General features: G+C 59.2%; 22 protein-coding genes. 12 read left to right on the forward strand and 10 right to left on the reverse strand.

The genetic code is table 11. The annotated features are described in order from the left end of the window. Window positions 1–24: 24 nt before the first annotated feature. Both MRBLRC7O_RS18330 and MRBLRC7O_RS18335 read left to right on the forward strand, forming a co-directional pair. Complete coding sequence (locus tag MRBLRC7O_RS18330) at window positions 25–1035, forward strand: 2-hydroxyacid dehydrogenase (protein ID WP_112539536.1); 1011 nt, start codon at window positions 25–27, stop codon at window positions 1033–1035. A gap of 144 nt (window positions 1036–1179) precedes the next feature. After that, complete coding sequence (locus MRBLRC7O_RS18335) at window positions 1180–1932, forward strand: FadR/GntR family transcriptional regulator (RefSeq protein WP_111792399.1); 753 nt, start codon at window positions 1180–1182, stop codon at window positions 1930–1932. Between the two features lie 55 nt (window positions 1933–1987). Here MRBLRC7O_RS18335 and MRBLRC7O_RS18340 read toward each other — a convergent pair whose 3' ends face one another. Beyond that, window positions 1988–2785, reverse strand: a complete 798-nt coding sequence (locus MRBLRC7O_RS18340) for a carbohydrate-binding protein (RefSeq protein WP_111820603.1) — start codon at window positions 2783–2785, stop codon at window positions 1988–1990. 10 nt (window positions 2786–2795) lie between these two features. After that, a complete protein-coding gene (locus MRBLRC7O_RS18345; RefSeq protein ID WP_111820604.1) occupies window positions 2796–4583 on the reverse strand; it encodes a heparinase II/III domain-containing protein in 1788 nt (595 codons plus the stop codon). Window positions 4584–4828: 245 nt separating this feature from the next. Between MRBLRC7O_RS18345 and MRBLRC7O_RS18350 the strand changes: the two genes are divergently transcribed. The 9 genes from MRBLRC7O_RS18350 (at window position 4829) to MRBLRC7O_RS18390 (ending at window position 15751) form a co-directional block, all read left to right on the forward strand. Continuing rightward, entirely contained in the window at window positions 4829–5758 is a 930-nt protein-coding gene (locus MRBLRC7O_RS18350; protein WP_112357198.1) for a carbohydrate ABC transporter permease, read from the forward strand. 3 nt (window positions 5759–5761) lie between these two features. Then, window positions 5762–6598: a carbohydrate ABC transporter permease gene (locus MRBLRC7O_RS18355; protein ID WP_111820605.1), complete on the forward strand. Its 837-nt coding sequence runs from the start codon at window positions 5762–5764 to the stop codon at window positions 6596–6598. A gap of 4 nt (window positions 6599–6602) precedes the next feature. Further along, on the forward strand, window positions 6603–7775 hold the full coding sequence (locus MRBLRC7O_RS18360) for a glycoside hydrolase family 88 protein (RefSeq protein WP_111820606.1): 1173 nt from the start codon (window positions 6603–6605) through the stop codon (window positions 7773–7775). 13 nt (window positions 7776–7788) lie between these two features. Next, window positions 7789–8898 (forward strand): ABC transporter ATP-binding protein, encoded by a 1110-nt coding sequence (locus MRBLRC7O_RS18365; RefSeq protein ID WP_111820607.1) that lies wholly within the window; start codon window positions 7789–7791, stop codon window positions 8896–8898. 19 nt (window positions 8899–8917) lie between these two features. After that, the gene (locus MRBLRC7O_RS18370; protein ID WP_111820608.1) at window positions 8918–9622 is read left to right on the forward strand and encodes a YesL family protein; all 705 of its coding nucleotides are present in this window, start codon (window positions 8918–8920) and stop codon (window positions 9620–9622) included. A gap of 48 nt (window positions 9623–9670) precedes the next feature. Further along, the gene (locus tag MRBLRC7O_RS18375) at window positions 9671–10951 is read left to right on the forward strand and encodes an ABC transporter substrate-binding protein (protein WP_111820609.1); all 1281 of its coding nucleotides are present in this window, start codon (window positions 9671–9673) and stop codon (window positions 10949–10951) included. A gap of 71 nt (window positions 10952–11022) precedes the next feature. After that, the gene (locus MRBLRC7O_RS18380) at window positions 11023–12888 is read left to right on the forward strand and encodes a DUF2264 domain-containing protein (protein WP_111820610.1); all 1866 of its coding nucleotides are present in this window, start codon (window positions 11023–11025) and stop codon (window positions 12886–12888) included. Between the two features lie 5 nt (window positions 12889–12893). After that, a complete protein-coding gene (locus MRBLRC7O_RS18385; protein ID WP_111820611.1) occupies window positions 12894–14555 on the forward strand; it encodes an acyltransferase in 1662 nt (553 codons plus the stop codon). A gap of 50 nt (window positions 14556–14605) precedes the next feature. Continuing rightward, window positions 14606–15751, forward strand: coding sequence for an alpha-hydroxy acid oxidase (locus tag MRBLRC7O_RS18390; protein WP_111820612.1), 1146 nt, complete (start codon window positions 14606–14608; stop codon window positions 15749–15751). Window positions 15752–15791: 40 nt separating this feature from the next. Here MRBLRC7O_RS18390 and MRBLRC7O_RS18395 read toward each other — a convergent pair whose 3' ends face one another. After that, entirely contained in the window at window positions 15792–16136 is a 345-nt protein-coding gene (locus MRBLRC7O_RS18395) for a hypothetical protein (RefSeq protein ID WP_020810695.1), read from the reverse strand. A gap of 234 nt (window positions 16137–16370) precedes the next feature. Here MRBLRC7O_RS18395 and MRBLRC7O_RS18400 point away from each other — a divergent pair, with 234 nt between their 5' ends. After that, window positions 16371–17312, forward strand: a complete 942-nt coding sequence (locus MRBLRC7O_RS18400) for a GNAT family N-acetyltransferase (RefSeq protein ID WP_111820613.1) — start codon at window positions 16371–16373, stop codon at window positions 17310–17312. A 73-nt stretch (window positions 17313–17385) separates the two neighbouring features. On the opposite strand, the gene MRBLRC7O_RS18405 is transcribed toward MRBLRC7O_RS18400, so the two are convergent. From MRBLRC7O_RS18405 to MRBLRC7O_RS18435, 7 genes are all read right to left on the reverse strand, one after another. After that, window positions 17386–18417: an L-idonate 5-dehydrogenase gene (locus MRBLRC7O_RS18405; RefSeq protein ID WP_111820614.1), complete on the reverse strand. Its 1032-nt coding sequence runs from the start codon at window positions 18415–18417 to the stop codon at window positions 17386–17388. A gap of 63 nt (window positions 18418–18480) precedes the next feature. Continuing rightward, entirely contained in the window at window positions 18481–19155 is a 675-nt protein-coding gene (locus MRBLRC7O_RS18410; protein WP_003505993.1) for a 4-carboxy-4-hydroxy-2-oxoadipate aldolase/oxaloacetate decarboxylase, read from the reverse strand. A 94-nt stretch (window positions 19156–19249) separates the two neighbouring features. Further along, window positions 19250–20086, reverse strand: a complete 837-nt coding sequence (locus MRBLRC7O_RS18415; protein WP_026363393.1) for an ABC transporter substrate-binding protein — start codon at window positions 20084–20086, stop codon at window positions 19250–19252. Window positions 20087–20119: 33 nt separating this feature from the next. After that, the gene (locus tag MRBLRC7O_RS18420; protein ID WP_003505989.1) at window positions 20120–20884 is read right to left on the reverse strand and encodes an amino acid ABC transporter ATP-binding protein; all 765 of its coding nucleotides are present in this window, start codon (window positions 20882–20884) and stop codon (window positions 20120–20122) included. Next, the gene (locus tag MRBLRC7O_RS18425) at window positions 20881–21642 is read right to left on the reverse strand and encodes an amino acid ABC transporter permease (RefSeq protein WP_003505987.1); all 762 of its coding nucleotides are present in this window, start codon (window positions 21640–21642) and stop codon (window positions 20881–20883) included. The genes MRBLRC7O_RS18420 and MRBLRC7O_RS18425 overlap by 4 nt, the downstream gene beginning before the upstream one ends. Next, a complete protein-coding gene (locus MRBLRC7O_RS18430) occupies window positions 21639–22346 on the reverse strand; it encodes an amino acid ABC transporter permease (protein ID WP_003505985.1) in 708 nt (235 codons plus the stop codon). Before MRBLRC7O_RS18430 ends, MRBLRC7O_RS18425 begins: the two co-directional genes overlap by 4 nt. Continuing rightward, window positions 22343–23146, reverse strand: a complete 804-nt coding sequence (locus tag MRBLRC7O_RS18435; protein ID WP_111820615.1) for an SDR family oxidoreductase — start codon at window positions 23144–23146, stop codon at window positions 22343–22345. The genes MRBLRC7O_RS18430 and MRBLRC7O_RS18435 overlap by 4 nt, the downstream gene beginning before the upstream one ends. Window positions 23147–23191 lie beyond the last annotated feature (45 nt).

Genomic DNA, 23191 nt, shown 5'->3' on the forward strand with positions numbered 1-23191 from the left:
TTCGTTTGGAGACTGGAGAAACAGATGCGGATCGTGGTCTACAGCGCCAAACCCTATGACAGGCAGTTCCTTGACGCCGCCGCCCGCCCTGGCATGCGGATGCAATATTGCGAAGCACGCCTGTCTCCCGAGACCGTGGCGCTGGCGGAGGGAGCGACGGCGATCTGCGCCTTCGTGAATGACGACCTGTCGCGACCGGTGCTTGAGAAGCTGGCGGAAATGGGTGTTCGGCTCATTGCTCTACGTTGCGCCGGTTTCAATCAGGTCGACCTCGCCACTGCCGAAAAGCTCGGCCTGACCGTTGCGCGCGTCCCGGCCTATTCGCCCTATGCGGTTGCCGAACACACCATGGCGCTCATCCTGTCGCTCAACCGCAAGATTCACCGCGCCTATAACCGTGTCCGTGAAGGAAACTTCGCCCTTGATGGGCTGCTTGGCTTCGATCTTCACGGCAAGACCGTCGGCATTGTGGGTACGGGGAAGATTGGGGCGATTTTCGCGCGCATTGTGGCCGGTTTCTGCTGCCGTCTCGTCGGCCACGATCTCCGGCCAAATCCCGATTGCGAGGCGCTGGGCATGGAATATGTCACGCGCGAGGAACTGTTCCAGACATCGGACATTCTGGCGCTGATGTGCCCACTCACACCGGAGACCCGTCACCTCATTCGCAGGGAGACACTGCCGCTGCTAAAAAAGGGCGTGATGCTCGTCAATACCAGCCGCGGCGCCATCATCAACACGCAGGCCGCGATTGCGGGTCTGAAAGACGGCACGATCGGCAGCCTCGGCATCGATGTCTATGAAGAAGAAGCCGATCTCTTTTTCGAGGACCTTTCCAATGACGTGCTGCGCGATGACGTTTTCGCCCGATTGCTGACCTTCCCCAATGTCCTGGTGACCGGCCATCAGGGCTTCTTCACGCAGGAAGCCCTCACGAACATCGCGGACACCACGATCGGCAATATCGAGAGCTTTTTCAGAACCGGCAGGGCGTTGCATGCCGTTTCCACGGAACAGTTTGCCGGCCCAGCCTAGTATCTCCTGCCAGAGTCGGGAAGATTTTAATGCCATCCTGCCCGACTTCTGCAGGAAAGCGGGTAAAATTGGTATGATCATTGAGTTTTATTGAAATTCATCATACATATTTGACAGGCTCCACGCCTGCCTCGATTTTAATGCATGGTGACCGACGTGCCTGAACAGCAAAAACAGCGCAGCAAATCCTCCGGTTCTCTGGTCAGCAGAGTTAGCCTCAGCCTGAGAAACGCGATTGCCTCAGGGCAATACGGACCCGGTGACCGCTTGCCCAGCGAAATCGAGATGACGGAAACCCATGGTGTCAGCCGCACCGTCGTGCGCGAGGCGGTCACGGCGCTACGCTGCGACGGGCTGGTAGAAGTTCGCCAGGGGGCAGGCATTTTCGTGCTGAAGCGTGAAAAGGAAGCGTCACCCACGCCCGGTATCGACCGCGCCCGCCTCTCTTCCGATCTGGAAGTGCTGGAAATCAGGACGCCGCTCGAAATCGAAGCGGCGGGGCTCGCCGCCCTTCGCCGCTCGCCATCGCAGGAGGAGGCGATTTTCGACTGTCACGCCCGGCTTCTGCAATGTATCGAAGAAAACCGCTCCATTCGCGAAGCCGATCTCGCGCTGCATCTGGCCATTGCGGCCGCCACCAACAATCCGCTCTTCACACAGTTTCTCGAACTGCACGGCCAGGCCGTGATTCCACAATCGCGCGTGGTTTCCGAAACCGCGGAGAACGACCAGACAGCTTACCGGCGATTGATCCACAAGGAGCATGAAGCCATCGTCATCGCCATATCCGACCGAAACGAACAGGCCGCGAAGCTGGCGATGCAGGCGCATCTGCGGGGCAGCCAGCACCGCTACCGCGACATGATGCGAGACCTGCGCGGCATCGCGCACAGCTAAGGGATTTCCGGTAAACTGCGTCGTCGCTCTATGCTCTGAAGGGCGCGATCAGGAACTACGGCGCTTCCCGCAGATCCGCACCCCAGACCTCGATCTGCGTCAGTGCGGGAAAGGGCGAAGGATCGTCCGCTTTCTTGAGATCGTGCAGACGGATCCACTCCACCCGGCGCGGCACGACCGGAAAACTCTGGGCAGCCCCGGTTTTTTGCAGGGAAAAGCTCGCGCTTTCACCGTCAGAAAAGGTGACGCTCGCCTTCTCCCACCAGGCATCATGGGGGAAATCCGCTCTCAGATAAAAGGTCAGCTGGTCGATGAGGACTGCGCGGCCGAATACGAGCGTCAACGAGGCTTCGGGATCGCGGTTGATGCCCCAGCTGGTATAGGGCCAGAAACCATGACCAGCGCTTGCCTTTTCGCCATCAATGACGTTGCGGGCTGCAAAGGCCGCCTCCCCACGCGTTTCGGTGCTCGCATAGACATGCGGAAACAGCGAGGTGTTTTCATGATCATCAAACGGGTTCAGGGCCAGATTCCTGCGAACTCCAATCTCGCCGGCAAGTGTGCGGCGGGCAGCGATCCGGTGAAGGTTACCGCTGAAGGCCTGCGGCGGATAGGATTTGCGCTTTGCAGCGGAAGGAACAGGCAGGATGAACTCGTTCCCGTGCAAGAAAACCAGCGTCGGCGGCATGCCGGCATCGAGCGCGAGCCAGATGTGGCCTGGCTGCGAAACCGCGACGATAAGCCTGTCTCCCTCGCAATATTCTGCGCGATAGACCAGCAAAGCTTCATCCTCCGCTCCGGCTTCCGCCAGAACATCTCCCGCCGCATTGACGACCTTGAGTGTGAGCTTCATCGGCACTTCCTTAACTGATCGTCAGGCACAGACGTTTGGCTTTGATGGGAATGAGAACGCGATAGATTTCCGGCGACCAGGACTGGCGAAGGCGGGCATCGTTGATTGTTATGGCTTCGATGACAGGCTCTCCTGCGCCTTCGCAGGCTATCTCTCCCAGCCCCGCAAAGACCAGGCCACCCGGCATGAGGGCAGGTTTTTCGGCGACCATCAGCGACAGAACCGCCTCCCGGCCACCCTGATAATCGTCAAGGACTTCCACATGGCGGCCGCGCAGCAGTCGGACACGGCGACGATAATGTTCAACACCCGCGACGCTGGGATAAGCCCCGGCCATATCGAGAGAAAATTCCGCCTCTTCTTCAGAAAACCTGGTCACAAAATCTGCAGCTGCAAACTCTGCCCCGGCGACCTGCATGACGCCGCCGAAAGTCGGCAGATTGTGAAAGGCCGACTGCATCGTCCAGATGTCATAGCGCTGCGGCGAGAAGGTTTTTGCAGTGTAGGTTTCCACCCCGACATCGATGATGAACGACCTGCCGTTCTTATAAAGCGTGAAGCTGCCGACATCGTTGTGGTTATGGCTCTCGCCATTATTGCCCGCCTTCACGGCAAGATCAAAAACCCCGTCGCGGGCAATCGCCAGACCGATGCCGGGATAGGCGATGTCGGTCTTTGCGGGGTCGGCAGCAGTGAGCGCAGACAATTCCTGTGTGGCCAGAACCGCCTGGACACGATACCAGAGGTTCCACTCCTTGTGCATAAGCCGGTCCGGCGAGCGGTCCCAGCAGGCGGTAGCGAAAGTCTGGAGTGACGGCGAAGAAACGGCCTTGCCGAAAAGATATTCCCGCACGCCGGATGTCTCGATCTTCGCCGGCGCATCAGCGAAGTTGAAAAACCTGTCCCCCGCCACATGCATGTTGACGATGAATTCGGCCATGTTGCGAAGCTTCGGCGCATGAAAGAGCGGCGCCATGGAGCCGGGCGCGGAGGTTTCGAGAATGCTCATCGCCCCGAACATACAAAGTGCCGCATGACCGTAATAAAGAACACCCTCTTCGCAGGCACCGTCTTCTGCATAATCCTTCTGAAAGGCATCTAGACTCTTGAGCGCCTTTTCGACGACCGAACGTCTCGTCGGCTGGTCAATGGGAGATAGCATGGTCGAGAGAAGAACATTCTGGGTGATCCAGGCCGTCCAGTTGTTCATCCGCTCGTCGCCATTCCCCATCCACCAGAAATGCCGGGCGAGATAGGGTTTTGTTATACGCTGATCGATCTCGGCGCGGACCCACGAAACGAGATTTGTATTTGCCCGCTCCAGCTCCGGTGCCAGCAGGTGCAGACACAGCGCCAGACTGGCGCCCGTTTCAGCTGCAAACAGATCGATGACAGGATTTTCCGGGTCGGGCAGCGGGTCGCGTGGACCGCCGCGAATATGGGAGTTATGGGCGGGCAACTGCCAGCCGCTTTCCTCACATATCAGCCAGAGACCATCGATGATGGCATCGAGAAAACGGCCCTGCCCTTCGGCGCATTCCCCCAGAACCAGCGCGTTCAGCTTAAGTCGTCGGGAAAAATAAAGCGCCTCGAAACGATCGCGATTGCCGGTGCGGCTATATTCCCGGTAATCGCCCGCCAGAATGACGGACCATGGCTCGCCAAGCGCCTTTTCCGCCGCCTCGACGAGGCCGCGGTAGACCGTATCGGGCGCTGAAGACCGTATTTTTTCCACCGTCAGTTCCACACCGAAATCGGCGAGCCGTTCGGGCAGGAGCCGCATCATTTCGACAAACACGCCCTCAAACCTCCCGCGCGTTCCGCAATCCGATATGCGGCTCCTATCATACGTATTTCTAGAAAACCAGAAATTTGTCTGACTTAATGCAAAGTTGTTTGACCAATATTGATATTGTGTTATCCAGAGCGCGGGAGGCGGCAGGGTGAAGACCCCGGCCGTAATGGAAAACGCAGCAGCCGACACCGATGACGCGGTGAAACGGCAGCAATGGGAGGTAGGCTGTGGCAATCGCAACCGCGACCATGTCCGACAAGCAGGCGGTTCCGTATGGGAAGAAGAAAGTCCGGGTCGTCTCCAAGCGGCGGCGCAGGATTGAAAATGCGCTCGTCGCCTATTCCTTCATTGCACCCAATTTTATCGGCTTTGCGATTTTCACGCTCGGGCCGATCCTCTTCGCCTTTGCGCTGGCCTTCATGCATTGGGATGGCTCCAATGCAATGCGTTTCGCCGGCCTCGATAACTTCTGGCGGCTTTTCGAAGACAGGGCCTTCATCGCTGCCTTCTGGAACACGGTCATCTACACGGTCGCATCGGTGCCGGCGACGCTCGCCTGTGCGCTGGGGCTTGCGATCCTGCTCAACCAGAAAATCCGCGGCCGCAATTTCTTTCGTACCGCGATGTTCTTTCCCTATGTCGCATCGCTGGTCGCCGTGGCCGTCGTCTGGAACATGATTTTCAATCCGGAAATGGGTCCGGTCAACATGCTGCTCTATACGCTCGGCCTCGATCCCGCCGACATGCCGGGATGGGCGGCCGACCGGCATTGGGCCATGGTCACGGTCATTCTCTTCGGCGTGTGGAAGAGCATGGGCTATTACATGGTCATCTATCTCGCCGGGTTGCAGGGCATCAATTCGGAGCTTTATGAAGCCGCAGGGCTGGATGGCGCCAATGCCTGGCAGAAATTCATCCACGTCACCCTGCCGCAACTCGCGCCGACGACCTTTTTCGTCACCGTCATGCTGACGATCCAGTCCTTCAAGGTTTTCGATCAGGTCTACATGATCACGCAGGGCGGCCCCGGCACCTCGACGCTCGTTCTCGTCTACCACATCTACAATGAGGCCTTCATTTCCTGGGATCTCGGCTATTCCAGCATGATCGCCCTCGTCCTGTTTTTCCTGGTCCTTGTCGTCACCATCGTCCAGTTCAAACGGCAGCGGGAGGATTGATCCATGCGCATCATGGACCGTAAAATCCCCACCGCGACGATCGGCATCTATCTGACCGTCATCGTCGTCACCATCGTCATGCTTTTGCCCTTCGCATGGATGCTGTCGGCATCGCTGAAGCTCAGCCGTGATGTCTTCGCCTTCCCGATCGAATGGATACCCTCTCAGCCGCGCTGGGAGAACTACGTGGAAATCTGGACGAAGATCCCGCTGGCGCTGTTCATCTACAACACGTCGAAGCTGACGATCATCGTCACGCTGCTGCAATTGCTGACATCGAGCTTTGCGGCCTATGCCTTTGCCAAGCTGCATTTTCCCTACAAGAACACGTTGTTTCTCGGCTATATCGCCACCATCGCCATGCCCTGGCAGGTCTATATGGTGCCGCAATTCCTGCTGATGCGAGAATTCGGGCTCAACAACACCCATCTCGCCCTGATTTTCCTGCAAGCCTTCACCGCCTTCGGCGTTTTCCTGATGCGGCAGTTCTACATGTCGATCCCGAACGAGCTATGCGAAGCGGCCCGCATCGACGGCATGAACGAGTACCAGATCTGGGCGAAGATCATGCTGCCGCTTTCCAAACCGGCGCTTTCCACATTGACGATCTTCACCTTCGTCACAACCTGGAACGATTTTCTCGGGCCGATGATCTATCTCACCAAAACCGAGCTGAAGACCATCCAGATCGGCCTGCGCATGTTCATTTCGCAATATTCGGCCGAATACGGGTTGATCATGGCCGCCTCGGTCGTCGCCCTCATCCCGGTTCTCGTCGTTTTCCTGGCATTGCAGCGCTTCTTCGTCGAAGGCGTCGCTTCCACTGGCCTCAAGGGTTGATTTCATGCTCGATTTGACCACGTCCCTTCCAACCCCGATCACCATAGCGGAAATCGATGCTGCGCTGACGGCCGCCATCGCGCAGGTCAGGCGCAATCTGCCGCAATTCACCTACGCGGCGCAGAACCATTCGAGCGTGAAGAATTTTTACCCCGCAGTCGCCAACGACCAATGGACCGCCGGTTTCTGGCCAGGCCAGATATGGCTCGCCTTCGAACATACCGGCGACAGGACCTTTCAGCATGCGGCGCAAATACAGGTGCAGAGCTTTCTGCACCGTATCGAAAACCGCATCGAGACCGACCATCACGATATGGGTTTTCTCTATTCGCCCTCCTGCATCGCCGCATGGAAACTGGTGGGAGACGAAGACGGCAGGCGCGCGGCGCTTATGGCGGCCGATCAGCTGATGGAGCGGTTCCAGCCCGTCGGGCAATTCATTCAGGCCTGGGGCCGCAGGGACAACCCCAACGAATATCGCTACATCATCGACTGCCTTTTGAACCTGCCGCTGCTTTATTGGGCTAGCCGCGAAACGGGCCGGGAAGACTACCGGACCGTCGCACTCGCCCATGCCCGCACCACACTTGCCCATTCCATCCGGCCTGACGATTCCACCTATCATACATTCTACATGGACCCGGAAACCGGCGCGCCTGTGCGGGGCGTCACCAAGCAGGGTTACAGCGATGAGAGCTACTGGGCGCGCGGACAGGCCTGGGGCATCGCCGGCATGGCCATCTCCTATCGCTATGAGCGCCTGCCTGCCTATCGTGACACTTTCGAGCGGCTTCTGGCCTTCTATCTCAAACATCTGCCCGACGATCTCGTGCCCTATTGGGACCTGATCTTTGTCGATGGCGACGGTGAACCGCGCGACAGCTCGGCAGCCGCCATCGTCGCCTGTGGCCTGTTGGAGATGGCGGAGCTGGAGACGCCGGAAAAGGCAGAAGAATACCGCAATCTGGCGAGGCGCATGGTGAAAAGCCTCGCCGATATCTATTCGGTTCGCGATCCCGCGACCTCCAACGGGCAGCTTCTGCACGGCACCTATTCCAAGAAGACGCCCCATAACACCTGCCGGGGCGAAGGCGTCGATGAATGCGTCTCCTGGGGCGATTATTATTATCTGGAAGCGCTGATCCGGCTTTCGCGCAACTGGTCTTCCTATTGGTGAGCGCGAGGAACAGATGGCTAGTATTTCCCTGAAAAAACTCAACAAAACCTTCGGTGCACTCAAGGTCGTTCACGATATCGATCTGGATATTGCCGACAAGGAATTCATCATTCTGGTCGGCCCTTCCGGATGCGGCAAATCCACGACGCTCAGGATGATTGCCGGGCTGGAGGAAATCTCCGGTGGCGAATTGCGCATCGGCGAAGACGTTATGAATGACGTGCCCTCCAAGGACCGCGACATCGCCATGGTGTTCCAGAATTATGCGCTTTATCCGCATATGACCGTCTACAAGAACATGGCCTTCGGTCTGGAACTTAGGAAAGCGCCGCGCGAGATCATCGATACCAAGGTCAAGGAAGCGGCGAAAATTCTCGACATCACCCATCTGCTGAACCGCAAGCCCAAGGCGCTCTCCGGCGGTCAGCGACAGCGTGTCGCTCTCGGCCGGGCGATGGTGCGCAATCCGGAAGTTTTCCTGCTCGACGAACCGCTTTCCAATCTGGACGCCAAGCTGCGCGGCACCATGCGGTCGGAAATTTCCAAGCTGCACAAGCGGCTGGACGCCACCTTCATTTACGTGACCCATGATCAGGTGGAAGCCATGACCATGGCGGATCGCATCGTGGTGATGAAGGACGGCCATATCCAGCAGGTGGATACGCCGCAGAACCTCTACGACCGGCCAATCAACACGTTCGTCGCGGGCTTCATCGGCGCGCCGCAGATGAACATGCTCCCCGTGACGCTGCGCCGTGACGGCGACCGTTTCACCGCCCTGTTCGACGGCACTCCCCTGCCGCTGCCAGCCGATATCGATGCCGGGCGTCTGCGACCTTACGAGGGAAAGGACATCATTCTCGGCATCCGACCGGAAAATTTCCACGAATTCGCCCCCGCAGATATCGATGCCGCCAACGTCGCGCCCTTCAGTGCGACGGTGGAACTGGCGGAGCCAATGGGATCGGAAGTGCATCTCAATCTCGTCTCCGGCGGCAGAAACCTCGTTGCGCGCGTCTCACCGCGTTTCAGGGCCAAGATCGGCGATCCCGTCGACCTGGTGGCCGATCTGACGAATGCGCAGCTCTTCGATCCTGTCACCGAACGATCGATCCTTTACTGACGCGGCCGGGAGAAACGCGATGCAATGGCTGGCAGGGTTATGGACGAAGGAAGGAGCCGGGATCGACAAGAACGCCCCGCCGCTGACCGGCCTTGCGCTCTTCCTGGATATCCTCAAACGCGAATGGTGGGAGATGGTGAAGCTCAATCTCCTGTTCCTCATCGCCAGTCTGCCAGTGGTGACGATGCCGGCGGCGATGTTCGCCGTGGCCCGCATCTGTGTTTCCTTCGCGGACGACAAAAATACCTATTTGCTGCGCGACTTTCTCGAAGCCCTGCCAAAATTCGCCCTGCGCGGCACCACGCTTGTGGTCTTAAGCGCATTGCTGGTGAGCGCTGGTACTTATACGACTGTCAGCTATGCCGGGGCCGCCCGGCTTCAGCTCGCTTACAGCCTGCCTTTTGCGATCAGCCTGGCGGTAACGTTATTCCTTATCCTCCTCAGCGCCTATGCCAGTGTTATTCTGGCCAGGCAGGACCTGCCGCTTTCGGAAACCCTGCGACAGGCGGCATTTCTTGCACTCACGAAACCGTTGCCGATGCTGGCGGCGCTGGGTTTCGTCGCAGCGCTCTGGCTCACACATATCCTCTTTTATCCAGTATCCGTGTTCATGCCGGCCACCATCAATTTTTCGCTCGGCATGTTCGCCCTGTGTTTCGCGGCGAGAAACGCCGCCGCGAAAACGCGCGTGCGGATGCCCGAACCGGCGGGGAGCGGCACTTAAGGCAGACCAAAATCAAAACGACATCAGTCAGGGAAGGAGAAACGGGCTATGGAGTTTAAGACAACCAGACGTGCATTTGCTCTCGCAACCGCCGGTCTCGGCATTGCCATGGGAATGGGAGTAACGGCACACGCTGCGGGTGATGCACCCGTCACGCTTAAATGGGCGTTGTGGGATTTGGACAAGGGCGCTTATTTCAAGCCCTTGATGGAGGCCTACAAGCAGAAGCATCCGAATGTGACGTTCGAGGTGGTGGACCTCGGCTCGCAGGACTATACGCAGATGATATCCACGCAGCTGACCGGCGGCTCCAAGGATATCGACGTCGTCACCATCAAGGATGTGCCCGGCTACGCCAATCTGGTGCGCGCCGGCAACATCACCGATCTCAGCGGCTTCATCAAGGACCAGAAGATCGAGACGGCCCCCTATGGCGGCCTGATCGAGGAACTGACCATCGATGGCAAGATTTATGCTTTGCCGTTCCGCTCGGATTTCTGGGTGGTCTATTACAACAAGGATATTTTCGACAAGGCGGGCGTGCCTTACCCCAGCAATGACATGAGCTGGGCGCAATTCGATGAAATCGCCGGCAAGCTGAAGAGCGGCATGGGTGCCAACCGCACCTATGGCGCGCTGCTGCACACCTGGCGTTCGACGGTGCAGCTGCCGGGCATTCAGGATGGCAAACACACGCTGGTGGACGGCAATTATGAATTCCTGAAACCCTGGTATGAGCGTGCGCTTGCCCTGCAGAAAAGCGGCGCGATACCGTCCTATGCCTCGCTGAAAACATCCAACACCCACTATTCCGCCCTGTTCTTCAACGGAACGATCGGCATGTTGCCCATGGGCACATGGTTCGTCGGAACCCAGATCGCCAAGGTAAAATCCGGCGAGTCGAAAAGCGCCAACTGGGGCATCGTGAAATTCCCCCATCCGGATGGGGTCGCGGCAGGCGCGACGGCCGCGCAGATTGCCGGATTGTCGGTGAATGCCAATTCCGGCCACAAGGAAGCGGCGCTGGATTTCATCCACTTCGTCACCGGACCTGAGGGTGCGGCGATCATCGCCTCCACCGGCACTTTCCCTGCACTCAGAACCGACGATGTGGCTCAGAAGATCGCAGCGCTGCCGGGCTTTCCGCAGGATCAGAACAGCAAGGACGCGCTGCAGGCGGGCAAGGCCTATCTGGAAATGGCGGTCAACCCGAATGCAGCCAAGATCGAGGTCGTTCTGAACCGCGTGCATGACGCGCTGATGACCGACAATATCTCCATCGATGACGGCATCAAGGACATGAATGACGGCGTCAAAGCCATCAAATAATTATCGCGGGGGCCGCGGGCGATAAGCCCGCGGCCCTTTCCTTTGATCATGAATTCCGGACATTCGTAACCGTGCCTCACGAGACCGCCAAAGCAAATCCACTCTTTCACAACCCGCTTCGCAGCAGGGACGATCTCGCAAAGGCGGTGATCGATCTCTTCAACCCGCTGCTTGCCTATTTTTCGCCCGGCGGCGCGCGTGTACGGCTCGGTGCAACCGGGGCGATTTTCGATTTTCCTGCGGCGGAACTGGAGGGTTTTGCCCGGCCATTATGGGGCATCGTCCCGCTTGCCGCCGGTGGTTATGACTTTCCGCACTGGGATCTCTACAGACGTGGACTGGCCAATGGCGCCAACCCGGCTCACCCCGAATATTGGGGCGATACCGCCGACCGTCACCAACGGCTGGTCGAACTGGCGGCCATAGGATTTGCGCTTGCCATGGTTCCCGAGCATATCTGGGAGCCACTCGCCGAAACGGACAAACAGATTGTCGCCGCCTATCTTCTGGCCGCCCGCGAGCGGGAATTCGTCGACAATAACTGGAAATTCTTTCGAGTCCTGATCGATCTCGGGCTGGAGCGGGTGGATGTGGAATTCGACCGGACCAAAACCCAGGCCTATCTCGATGAGCTCGAGGCTTTCGATATCGGCAATGGCTGGTATCGAGACGGGCCGGTGCGCCGGGTCGATCATTATATTCCCTTCGCCATGCATTTTTACGGTCTGATCTATACGGCGCTGGCGAAAGGGGACGGGGCACGAAAAGCGCGGTTCCTCGAACGCTCGCGCATTTTCGCTCGCGACATGCGCCACTGGTTCGGGCCCGACGGGGCATCGCTCGCCTTCGGGCGCAGCCAGACCTACCGGTTTGCGGCGGGCGGCTTCTGGGGCGCTCTTGCCTTTTCCGGTCTCAAGGCCCTGCCGTGGCCGGAAATCAAGGGTTATTACATGCGCCATATCCGCTGGTGGTCGAAGCGGCCTATCGCCGATCGCGATGGCGTCCTGTCAGTTGGATACGCCTATCCGAACCTTCTGATGAGCGAGAGCTATAATTCTCCCTGTTCGCCCTATTGGGCGCTTAAATTTTTCCTGCCGCTGGCGCTGCCCGCCGATCACCCCTTCTGGGCCGCGGAAGAGGCCGAACCGCAGGAGTTTGCCGAACCGGTTCCCCTAGCAGAGCCCGGCATGGTGGCCTTTCATACGCCGGGCAACATCGTGGTCCTGTCCTCCGGGCAACAGCACGAGAGGATGCGCGGCGCGCAGGAAAAATACTCGAAATTCGTCTATTCCACCCGTTATGCCTTCAATATCGAAGCGGATGACCGGCATTTTGCCGCCGCGAGTTTCGACGGCATGCTCGGCCTTTCCGACGATGGGGTGCACTTCCGCACCCGCGAGACGATGGAAGAGGCGTTGATTGCCAAAGACTGCCTCTATTCCCGCTGGCGGCCATGGGCGGATGTCGAGATCGAGACCTGGCTCGTGCCGCAAAACCCCTGGCACATAAGGCTGCACCGCATCCGCACCCCACGCCCCTTGCAAACATCAGAAGGCGGATTTGCCATAGAGCGGGCCGATTTCAATAGCGACCGCACCGAGGCGGGCGAAGGTCGCGCCGTCTGTTACGGACAGACTGACACCAGCATCATCGCCGATCTTTCGGCCGGTATTCGGCGCGAAGGCCTATGCCATCAGGCAATCGCCAATACCAACCTTATCCACGCCAGAACCCTTGTTCCGCAATTGCGCGGCACCATCGCCTCCGGCGAAACGCTGCTGGTGACGGCGGCCATGGCACTGCCGGCTGGCAAAGAGGCCGAGGCCGCATTGGCTGCCCTTCCCGATATTCCTGATCTCGCAGGGCTGGAAAAGATGTTCAAGCGGAAAGGACGGCGCGTTCCCGCCCATGCTCTCGATGAAAACCGCGCAGGCTGACGGAGATGACCCACGACACACCGGGTGTCTCCCAGAGGCCGGATCGGCTGAACATCCTGACCTGGGAGCGGAAGCAGGAGGATATCGACAGCCCCGACCATCAGGCGCGGCTGCGCGGCCTTGAGCGCTCCGCCAACGCCGTTTTCGGGCAGGGCGTTTACATTGCCGACAAGGCCGAGGTGCATACGGACAGGTTATTGATGGGTGCGCAGTCGTGGGTCGCCGGTTATGCAATCGTGCGCGGCAATATCGAACTGGGTGAAAATGTCTCGATCAATCCCTATGCCTGTCTTTCCGGCAAGGTGACGATCGGCAACGGCGTGCGTATCGCCTCACATGTCAGCATCGTCGGCTTCAACCATGGTTTCGACGACATTGAAACTCCGATCTATCGCCAACCGCTGACCTCGCTCGGGATAGAGATTGGTGACGACGTCTGGATCGGCGCCAATGCGGTTGTGCTTGATGGCGTGAAGATAGGACGCGGCGCTGTTATCGCCGCAGGCGCGGTGGTGGCGAAAAACATTCCCGCCATGGCCATTGCAGGCGGCGTTCCCGCCCGGGTTCTGCGATACCGCGGAGGAAAAGCGGCCGCACCGAAGCTGCCCGATCATCTGCTGCAAGAACTCGGCAAGGAGATTGCCGGCGACTGGCTTGCCGCCATCCGCTCCTATGGCGAAGATGGCATCTATCGTTCCGCCGATGCATCCGGACATGAGGTCGAAAGCGTCAGGCATCTGTGCGATGCGATCGAGATCGCGGCGGCCTTCGGACAGGAGGATATCGCTTTCGATGCCGGAGAAACCGTGGCCAGCCTTCAGGCCCTGCAGGATCAGGAAACCGGACTGTTTTTCGCCGGTGACCACCGCCCGTTAACGCCGCCCGAGAAGGACCCTGCCGTCCTCTACAATATTCTGGCGGTCGGATATGCGCTTGAATGTTTCAGCGCCGCGCCGAAACAGCCGATCGCTTTCGTCGAGCATCTCCGTGCCGACGAACTCATCCTGTTGCTGGAAAAACTGCCGTGGCAAAGCCGGGCATGGCATTGCGGCGCCACCATAGACGCCATCGCCACCGCGCTTTATTTCAACAGGCGCTATTTCACATCCGGCGACAATCTCACCGTTCTCTTCGGCTGGCTGGCCATGAACGTGGAGAAAACCACCGGGCTTTGGGGTGAGCCGACCTCCACACAGGGCCTACTGCAACCGGTCAACGGCTTTTACCGACTTACCCGCGGCTCCCATGCCCAGTTCGGCCTGCCCGTTCCCTATCCGGCAGCAGCAATAGACTCCGTCATCGCCAATTATCATGCCTATGGCGGTTTTCATGGCGGGAATTTTAATGCCTGCAACCTGCTCGATACGATCCATCCCCTTCTTCTCTGCCTGAAACAGACGGATCACCGGCAAGATGAGGCAAAGGAGATAGCCCGGGAAATTCTGCGCCGAAATGAGGGGCGCTGGCAAAGAGGCAAGGGCTTTGCCTTCGCAGAGGGGCACCCGGCCGGGCTGCAGGGCACGGAAATGTGGATGTCGGTTCTCTGGCTTTCAGCGAAGCTTCTCGGTGCAGAACAGCTCTTGCCGTTCCGACCTCGCGGCATCCATCGCTTTGAGCCTGCGGAAATCGTCCATGGCATGATTGCCCGCCCTAAATCTCCGGTATAGGTTTCCGATACTCTTTTGAAAGCTTTCAAACCGGACCGGTCGGGTAACAGATGCAACTCAAAGACTGCTATAATTTCCACGATTTTCGCCGCATGGCCAAACAGCGTCTTCCCGGACCGATCTTCAATTACATAGACGGTGCTGCCGATGACGAGGTGACGTATCGGCGAAACACGACCGCCTTCGAAAAATGCGATCTCGTTCCCGATGTGCTGCGGGGCGTGGCCGATGTGGATATGTCGGTCACCGTCATGGGGCAGAAGCTCTCCATGCCGGTCTATTGTTCCCCGACGGCGCTGCAACGCCTTTTCCATCATCAAGGGGAACGGGCGGTTGCGGCAGCGGCAGGGAAATACGGCACGATGTTCGGCGTCTCTTCGCTCGGCACCACGAGCCTGGAAGAAGCGCGCCGGATCAGCGGCGGCCCACAGGTCTATCAGTTCTATTTCCACAAGGACCGCGGCCTCAACCGCGATATGATGGCGCGCGCCAAGAGCGCCGGTGTCGAGACGATGATGCTGACCGTCGACAGCATCACCGGCGGCAACCGCGAGCGCGACAAGCGCACCGGCTTTGCCATTCCGTTCAAGCTCAATCTTTCCGGCATCGCGCAATTCGCCATCAAGCCGGCTTGGGGCATCAATTACCTGACACATGAGCGCTTCAGCCTGCCGCAGCTCGATGACCACATCAAAATGGACGGCGGCGCTCTTTCCATCAGCCGCTATTTCACCGACATACTCGACCCTTCGATGAACTGGGACGATGTGGCGCAGATGGTGCGCGAATGGGGCGGGCCGTTCTGCCTTAAAGGCATCATGTCGGTGGATGACGCCAGACGCGCCGTGGAAATCGGCTGCAGCGGCATTGTGCTTTCCAATCACGGCGGGCGCCAGCTCGATGGCTCCCGCAGCGCCTTCGATCAACTGGCCGAGATCGTCGATGCGGTCGGCGACCGGATCGACGTGATGATGGATGGCGGCGTGCAGCGCGGCACCCATGTTCTGAAAGCACTGTCTCTCGGCGCGAAAGCCGTGGGGCTCGGCCGCTATTACCTTTTCCCCCTTGCCGCCGCCGGACAACCGGGCGTGGAACGGGCGCTTGAGCTGATGCGTATCGAAATCGAGCGCGGCATGAAGCTGATGGGTTGCACCTCCGTCGATCAGCTCACACGCCGAAACCTTCGGTTCCGTTGAGCAGGCAGGACGGTTACAGAAGGACTTGAGCGGAGCGCGGTCACAATCGACCACTGAAACCGCATGCCATTTCAGCCGCGTTTCGTCGCTGCTCCTGAAGCGCCATGCCGATATTCCAGACGAGCGCCAGGCAAACAAGTCCACAAAAACAGGCTGAAATCAGCGACCGATGGCGTTTGGCTCCGGAGAGAAACATCCAGCCGATAATTGCATAGACCGCAAGCGCCGGCACGGCGGCAATCAGAACGGATATGGGGCCATCGCAATCGACAGCCTTCATGCCGATGGCGCGATATTCGTTCGGAGTCGCCACCAGGCCGAGGACGGCCACGGGAAACATGGCGGCTAAAACCGCATAACGGAAAAATCGGGGCGTGTCGGGCATGCCTGCTCCATAGCCGGATAATCAACTGCCGCGAACGCGGCCGGGAAATTCCACCGTACGGTCTCAGCGACCATCCATCTTGCCGATGATATCGGTTTAGCCACCATTGTCGGCGGCCGGGAGAGCAGATTGCCCGCTTTTGCTGAGAAAGCCAGCCTTTTACGTTGGCAGCAATCTTGGCAAGCGAAGCAGAATGTGATTATGGTTGCATGATGCAACCATAATGGATCGACCGTGTCCCAGCAACCTTTCCCCGTAAGCGATATCCGCTCCACCTCGCGCCGGCTCGTCCGCGAACTCGGCTTCATGGGCGGAGATTTTGCCGGCACCGATCTGCCGCCCTCCGCCGTGCATGCACTGATCGAGATCGAGACATGCCCCAACATCACGGCGCGGGATCTGGGAAAGCTGCTGCGGCTTGAAAAATCGAGTGTCAGCCGCATGCTGCGCAAGCTCGTGCTGTCCGGCGATGTTCGCGAAGAAACGGATGAGGAGGATAGCCGTATCAAGCGGTTGCGTCTGACGGGGAAAGGGCAGGAGAAGGTGGGCGCCATTCACGGCTTTGCGAACCGGCAGGTCTCCGACGCCCTGACGCAGCTTACGTCGGCGGATGCCCACACGATCCTCCAAGGGCTCCGTCTTTATGCCGATGCGCTGGGAGACCGGACCGATACCGTTGCTCCCTCCATAGAGATCCAGGAGGGGTACAGGCCGGGTATCATTGCCCGTATCACGCAGATGCATGCGCTTTATTACGCCCGGACATCCGGTTTCGGCCAGCGTTTCGAATCCGTCGTGGCCGAAGGCCTCGCGGCTTTCTGCAACCGGCTCGAAAGCCCGAAGAATGCGATCTGGGTCGCAATGCGCGGACAGGAGATCATCGGCTCCGTCGCTATCGATGGTGAAGATCTCGGAGCGGATATTGCGCATCTGCGCTGGTTCATCGTTGATGACGGCGTACGCGGTGGCGGTGTGGGACGCAGGCTGCTGGAGGCTGCGTTGGCCTTCGTTGATGAAAGAGGGTTTGCCGAGACCCACCTCTGGACATTCAACGGCCTTTTGGCCGCGCGACACCTTTACGAAGCCCATGGTTTCGCATGTGTTGAGGAACATCCGGGCAGCCAATGGGGAAGCGAGGTGCTAGAACAGCGCTTCGTCCGGCCACGGCCCGAATGATCTTTCAACCGCGCGTAAACGGCCGCAATCGAAATCTTCCTGCGACCGTTTCGAAACCAGGGAACGGCGCCCGTTAAAAGGCGAGTTGAACCTTCATCGACCTGCTTCTGTCACCGGCGGCTTCAAATGCCGCAACCGCTTCTTCCAATGGAAAGGTTCCAGTCAGCAGGGGCTTCAGGTCGACACGGCGCTGATTGATGAAATCGACGGCAAGTCCGAATTCCTCATGGAACCGGAACGTGCCCTTCATCTCGATTTCCTTGGCAACCACCATATTCTGCGGAATGGACACATCGCCGCCGAGGCCAAGCTGAACCACGGTAGAGCGGGGTTTCAGCGCTTCGAGACCCGAACGGACGGCTCTTTCATTTCCGGACGCCTCGAACTGAACGTCGAAATAACCCTTGTTCGCCGAATAGGCGGAGAGCCCATCCGGGTCGCTGGCGACATTGATGACGCGGTCGGCGCCGATGGCGAGCGCCTTTTGCAGAACCGCATCCATGATGTCGGTCGCGACGATTTCCCGGGCGCCATGAGCACGGGCGGCAATGATCGCCAACGCACCGATCGGCCCACAGCCGGTGACCAGAACACGTCTGTCGGTCAATGCGCCAGCGCGGTTGACGCCGTGCAGCGTTACCGCGAAGGGTTCGGCCATGGCCGCTTCATGGATGGAGACGCCATCCCGCACCTTGTGGCACTGGTATGCTTCGGCGACGAGGCGCTGGCGGAATGCACCCTGAATATGCGGCATGGGCATGGCGGAGCCATAAAAGCGCATGTTCAGGCACTGGTTCTGCTGACCCTTCAGGCAGAATTCGCAATGGTTGCAGGGCCGGCTCGGCGATACGGCAACACGGTCGCCAACAGCCAGACCGGAAACCCCCTCTCCCAAAGCCTTGATGGTACCGGCCACCTCATGGCCAAGGATCATCGGCTCACGCACGCGCACGGTGCCGAAACCGCCGTGATTGTAATAATGCAGGTCGGAGCCGCAGATGCCGCCCGCCTCGATGGCGACCTCGACCTGTCCCGGGCCGGGCTGTTCGTCCGGCCGTTCCTCGATCCGCAGATCCTTCGCCGCGTGGATGACAACCGCTTTCATAGTCTCTCCTCCCATGAGGGTTCGGCATGGCGGCTAATGCCGCCAGGCCATTCCCCGGATTTCTCAGATATCGACCACAAGGCCCTTGGCTTTCAGCACAGCCTCGAGCTTGCTGACCTCAATCACTGACTTGCCCTGCTTGTAGGCTTCGATGTAACCGGCTTCGGCATCTTCGCGCGCCTGCGAAAGCTTGGCCGCTTCCTGCGCTTCATCGCGTCTGACGACCACCAGCCCATCGGCATCACCGACGATAATATCGCCCGGATTGATGATCTCGCCGCCGACGATCACCTGATCATTGACCGCGGCAATGGTCTCCTTGACCGTGCCCTTGATGCAGACGCTGAGCGAGAAGACCGGGAAACCGAGGTCTCGCAGCTGCAGCGTGTCGCGCACGCCGGTATCGGTCACCAGGCCGCCAATACCCTTTGCGAGGCAGGCATTGGCGAGAACGTCGCCGAACGAACCGGCTTCTTCATATTCGCCGGCGGAAACGACGATGATGTCGCCCGGCTTGGCATAGTTGATGGCAAGCTGCAGCATGATGTTGTCGCGCGGCGCACATTTGACCGTGAAGGCCGGACCGCAGAGCTTCATGCGATAATCGACCGGCTTCAGCCGGGATGACAATGCGCCGCGACGTCCCTGCGCCTCATGAATCGTGGCGGGAGAGAATTTGGCTAGGGCTTCGACATCCGCCTTGGCCGGACGCTGCGCGATATCTTTAATGTGGATCATGAAAACCTCCCACGTTGAAACCGTCGGCGAGAACGTCTCGCCGACCGATGATGGTGTTGAATGGATGGAATGATGGCCGAGGCTGAGCCGAGGCTCAGGGGATCGGATCGAACTTCAGTTCGGACAGAGGCACGACCTTGTCGGTGCGCGTCATCTTGTATTCGGTGTTCGGGCCGAGCCACTTGTCCCAGATACGGTTGATCTCGCCATCCGCATCGAGCTTGCGGAGAATCTCGTTGATCTTGGCCGTCAGCGCCGGATTGTCCTTGGCCATGCCAATGCCGATCGGCTGGAAGAGCATCGGCTCTTCGATCATGCGCATCTGCTTGCCCTTGGTCTTGGATTCGTTGACGAACTTGGTCATCGTCATGGTGTTGCCAACGATGCCGCGCGCCTTGCCCTGCTGCACGGCGAGATAGGCGGACGCCGTATCCTGGAACGTCAGCGGCTCGGACTTGTTGAGCTTGACGGAGAGTTCCGACGTCGAGCCCTTGCTGGAAGCGATGCGCTGGCCGACGAAATCGGACTTCTTGGTGCCGGGGTCGTCGACCGGAACGATCAGCATTTCCTTAGCCAGATAATAGGGATCGCTGAACTGGATCTGTTCCGCGCGGCTCTGGGTATAGGCAAGGTTCGCCACCGAGAGATCGACGCGGCCGAGCTTGACTTCTGGAACGCGCGCTTCGACCGACACCGGCTTGATCTCGGCCTTGACGCCCAGTTCCTTGGCGATAGCGCCGCACAAATCGACGTCGAAGCCTGCCATTTCACGCGTCTTCGGGTCCGGCGAGGCGAAAGGCGGGACGTCGGCGAATGTCGCGCAACGCAGCGTCTTGTTTGCAATGATCGTATCGAGTTGATCCGCCTTGGCCGGAATGACCGCAGCCGAGGTCGCCAATATGGCGGTAAGAGTAATGCACTTCCAGTTCATTTCAGTTCTCCCTGTTATTATAGAGGTTGGGTCCTAGTGTCTCAGATCGGCAAGAAACCGCTGGGCACGCGGATGTTGCGGATTTTTGAAAAACTCGTCCGGTTTCGCGGTTTCGAGAATGCGCCCGGCATCGATGAACCAGATGCGGTCGGCCACTTCACGGGCAAAGCCCATTTCATGGGTGACGCAGAGCATGGTCATGCCTTCGGCAGCGAGGCTCTTCATGACGGCGAGCACCTCACCGACCATTTCCGGATCGAGCGCTGAGGTCGGCTCGTCGAACAGCATGACCGGCGGCTCCATGGCGAGCGCCCGCGCAATGGCGACGCGCTGCTGCTGGCCGCCGGAAAGCTGGGCGGGATAGGAACCGGCCTTGTCGGCAAGGCCGACGCGATCGAGAAGCTTCAGCGCCTTTTCATGCGCAACCGCCGGGGAAACACCCTTCACCCGGATCGGCGACATGGAGACATTTTCCACCACCGAAAGATGCGGGAAGAGGTTGAAGCTCTGGAAGACGAAGCCCACCCGGCTGCGCAGCGCATTCAGCTCCTTGGCGCGCATCTGGGCATGGATGTTCCTGCCATCCAGCATGATCGAGCCGCTGCTGATCTCCTCCAGACGGTTGATCGTGCGGATAAGGGTGGACTTGCCGGAACCCGACGGCCCACAGATGACCACGACCTCGCCACGGGTGACGTTTTCGTTGACATCCTTGAGCACCTGATAATCGCCATAGCTTTTGCAGACCTGCGAAAGCGTGATGGTGTAGTCCTGAGTGGCGGAAACTGGCGCGGTCATAGCTGCTCCGTAACGATATTGGCGGGGGCCGGTGCGGTGTCAACGGCAAGCTTGCCGCGCGGGCCGGCGCGCCGGCGGGCGATGCGGCGCTCGAGAAGATTGGCGACTTGGGTGAGCGACCAGCAGATGATGTAATAGACCAGCGCCAGAATGAGGAAGACCTGGAAGGGCTGGGTCAGGAGCTGGTTGTTCACCTGGTTCGCCGCAAAGGTCAGGTCAGGCACATTGATGACGTAGCCGAGGGTCGTGTCCTTGATGGTGGATACGAAGGTCGAGATCAGGCTCGGGATCATGTTGTAGAGCGCCTGCGGCAGGATGATGTAACGCATCGCGCTGAAATAACCGTGGCCGAGCGCCCGCGCCGCATCCATCTGCCCCGTGCCCAGCGATACGATGCCGGCGCGCACGACTTCGCTCATGAAAGCGCCCTGATAGATGACGAGCGTGGTCAGCATGGTGACAAAGCTCGGCACGTCGGCGCCGGTCCAGAGCGGAACGAGAAAATAGCTCCAGAGAATGAGCATCAGCAGCGGCACGCCGCGGGTGAAATAGACCACGGCAGTGACCGGCCAGCGCAGGAGCCGCCATTTCGACAGCCGTGCGAGCGCCATCAGGATGCTGACGGGAAAGGCGAGCGCGATGCTGAGCGCCGACAGGATAAGCGTGTTGGCAAGCCCGCCGAGCGGCCCGTTGGGATATTGGCCGATGAGGAGCAGCAGCCAGTAATCCTGGATGATTGCGATCATGTCGTGGATCATGCCCGTGCCCTCCGGAGAGGATCGGCGCGCATGGAGATATAGGCTCCAAGACCCATGATCAGCAGCGAGAAGAACAGATAAAGCACGGTGGCGACCAGATAGACCTCAAATGTCCGGAAACTCAGATTCTCGACTTCCTTGACGGCATGGGTCAGTTCCGGTGCACCGATCAGAACGCCGAGACTGCTGTTCTTGAAGAGGGACGTGCTGTGATTGATCAGCGGCGGCAGCGCATTGCGAACGCCCTGCGGCATGATGACGAAACGCATGGCCGAGACATAGCTATGCCCGAGCGCACGTGCGGCCTCCATCTGGCCGGGATTGATCGAACGAACGCCGGAGCGCAGATCCTCGCTGAAATATGCAGCCTGACAAAGACCGAGACCGATAATGGCGAAGATCGCTTCGGCATTATGGCTCGAAAGCCAGCTGGCCAGTCCGCTCGGCAGCAGCGTGAACACGCCGAAATACCACAGCATCAGCTGCACCAGCGTCGGCACGTTGCGGTGATAGGACACATAGGCCGCCACCAGCGGATCACCGAAGCGGAAAGGCGACAGGCGGATGGCAAGCAGCACGATGGCGAGCGACATGGCAAGCAGCCATGAGCCGGCATAGATGATGAACGTCATCTGGATGCCATGCAAAAACATCGAGACGTAGTCCGCATTGTTCAGAATTGCCCAGAGGTCAAAACCGCTCACGCGACTCTTCCTCCGGCTCCACCCGCCGCAGCCTTATTTTCAGTCGGTCGATTTTCAACCGTTTGGGGCTTGGCCGTCTGCAGACCGCCCATGACCTGAAGCGTCGGGGTAATTTCCATGTGGCCAATATTCATGGCCACGGGCGCAGCGATGGCAAACGCGATCGCATCGGCGATATCGGAGGCCTGCGGCAGCTCGAAACCATCGATGAAACGTTCGCGAATGCTCGGATCATCGCCATGAACATGGTTGAAGATGTCGGTTGCGACGCGGCCGGGGCAGATTTCCGTCACCCGCACGCGTTTGCCGAAAGCATCGATGCGCAGCTGGTTGGACAGCATCGCCACGCCTGCCTTGCTGGCGTGATAGGTGGAATTGCCACCGAAATTATAATTGCCGGCAATGGAGGAGATGTTGATGACATGGCCGCGATCGCGCGCCACCATGCCCGGCACCACCATGCGGCAGAGATGCAGCACGGCGCGCAGGTTGACGTCGATCAGGAGATCGATGTCACTCTCATCCGCTTCCAGAAATTTCTTCGGGCGGTCGACACCGGCATTGTTCACGAGGACATCGAACGCCACCTCACTGGTGAGCTTCGCGAGCGCCGCCCGGTCTGTCACATCTATGGCATGTGCGAAGCAGCCCGTGCGCTTCGCCAGCTGGTTGAGAGCGCCCACACTTCTGGCAACCGCATGCACTTCCAGCCCTTCACGGCAAAGTCGCTCGACGACAGCGGCGCCAATTCCGGAAGATGCGCCGGTTACGAGTGCGGTCTTGTAGTCTGAGAATGGCATGTTTGTCCCCTATCGTTGAGCAAACAGTAGTGAAGCTTTCATCGC

This window comes from Agrobacterium radiobacter (genome assembly GCF_040801995.1).
Classification (GTDB): Bacteria; Pseudomonadota; Alphaproteobacteria; order Rhizobiales; family Rhizobiaceae; genus Agrobacterium; species Agrobacterium radiobacter.

Coding starts and splice junctions, on each gene's coding strand:
- MRBLRC7O_RS18435 (WP_111820615.1), bottom strand. CDS start 23,146: ATGCCATTCTCAGACTACAAGACCGCACTCGTAACCGGCGCATCTTCC.
- MRBLRC7O_RS18330 (WP_112539536.1), top strand. CDS start 25: ATGCGGATCGTGGTCTACAGCGCCAAACCCTATGACAGGCAGTTCCTT.
- MRBLRC7O_RS18375 (WP_111820609.1), top strand. CDS start 9,671: ATGGAGTTTAAGACAACCAGACGTGCATTTGCTCTCGCAACCGCCGGT.
- MRBLRC7O_RS18370 (WP_111820608.1), top strand. CDS start 8,918: ATGCAATGGCTGGCAGGGTTATGGACGAAGGAAGGAGCCGGGATCGAC.
- MRBLRC7O_RS18415 (WP_026363393.1), bottom strand. CDS start 20,086: ATGAACTGGAAGTGCATTACTCTTACCGCCATATTGGCGACCTCGGCT.
- MRBLRC7O_RS18350 (WP_112357198.1), top strand. CDS start 4,829: ATGTCCGACAAGCAGGCGGTTCCGTATGGGAAGAAGAAAGTCCGGGTC.
- MRBLRC7O_RS18390 (WP_111820612.1), top strand. CDS start 14,606: ATGCAACTCAAAGACTGCTATAATTTCCACGATTTTCGCCGCATGGCC.
- MRBLRC7O_RS18340 (WP_111820603.1), bottom strand. CDS start 2,785: ATGAAGCTCACACTCAAGGTCGTCAATGCGGCGGGAGATGTTCTGGCG.
- MRBLRC7O_RS18395 (WP_020810695.1), bottom strand. CDS start 16,136: ATGCCCGACACGCCCCGATTTTTCCGTTATGCGGTTTTAGCCGCCATG.
- MRBLRC7O_RS18420 (WP_003505989.1), bottom strand. CDS start 20,884: ATGACCGCGCCAGTTTCCGCCACTCAGGACTACACCATCACGCTTTCG.
- MRBLRC7O_RS18360 (WP_111820606.1), top strand. CDS start 6,603: ATGCTCGATTTGACCACGTCCCTTCCAACCCCGATCACCATAGCGGAA.
- MRBLRC7O_RS18410 (WP_003505993.1), bottom strand. CDS start 19,155: ATGATCCACATTAAAGATATCGCGCAGCGTCCGGCCAAGGCGGATGTC.
- MRBLRC7O_RS18385 (WP_111820611.1), top strand. CDS start 12,894: ATGACCCACGACACACCGGGTGTCTCCCAGAGGCCGGATCGGCTGAAC.
- MRBLRC7O_RS18335 (WP_111792399.1), top strand. CDS start 1,180: ATGGTGACCGACGTGCCTGAACAGCAAAAACAGCGCAGCAAATCCTCC.
- MRBLRC7O_RS18405 (WP_111820614.1), bottom strand. CDS start 18,417: ATGAAAGCGGTTGTCATCCACGCGGCGAAGGATCTGCGGATCGAGGAA.
- MRBLRC7O_RS18365 (WP_111820607.1), top strand. CDS start 7,789: ATGGCTAGTATTTCCCTGAAAAAACTCAACAAAACCTTCGGTGCACTC.
- MRBLRC7O_RS18355 (WP_111820605.1), top strand. CDS start 5,762: ATGCGCATCATGGACCGTAAAATCCCCACCGCGACGATCGGCATCTAT.
- MRBLRC7O_RS18425 (WP_003505987.1), bottom strand. CDS start 21,642: ATGATCCACGACATGATCGCAATCATCCAGGATTACTGGCTGCTGCTC.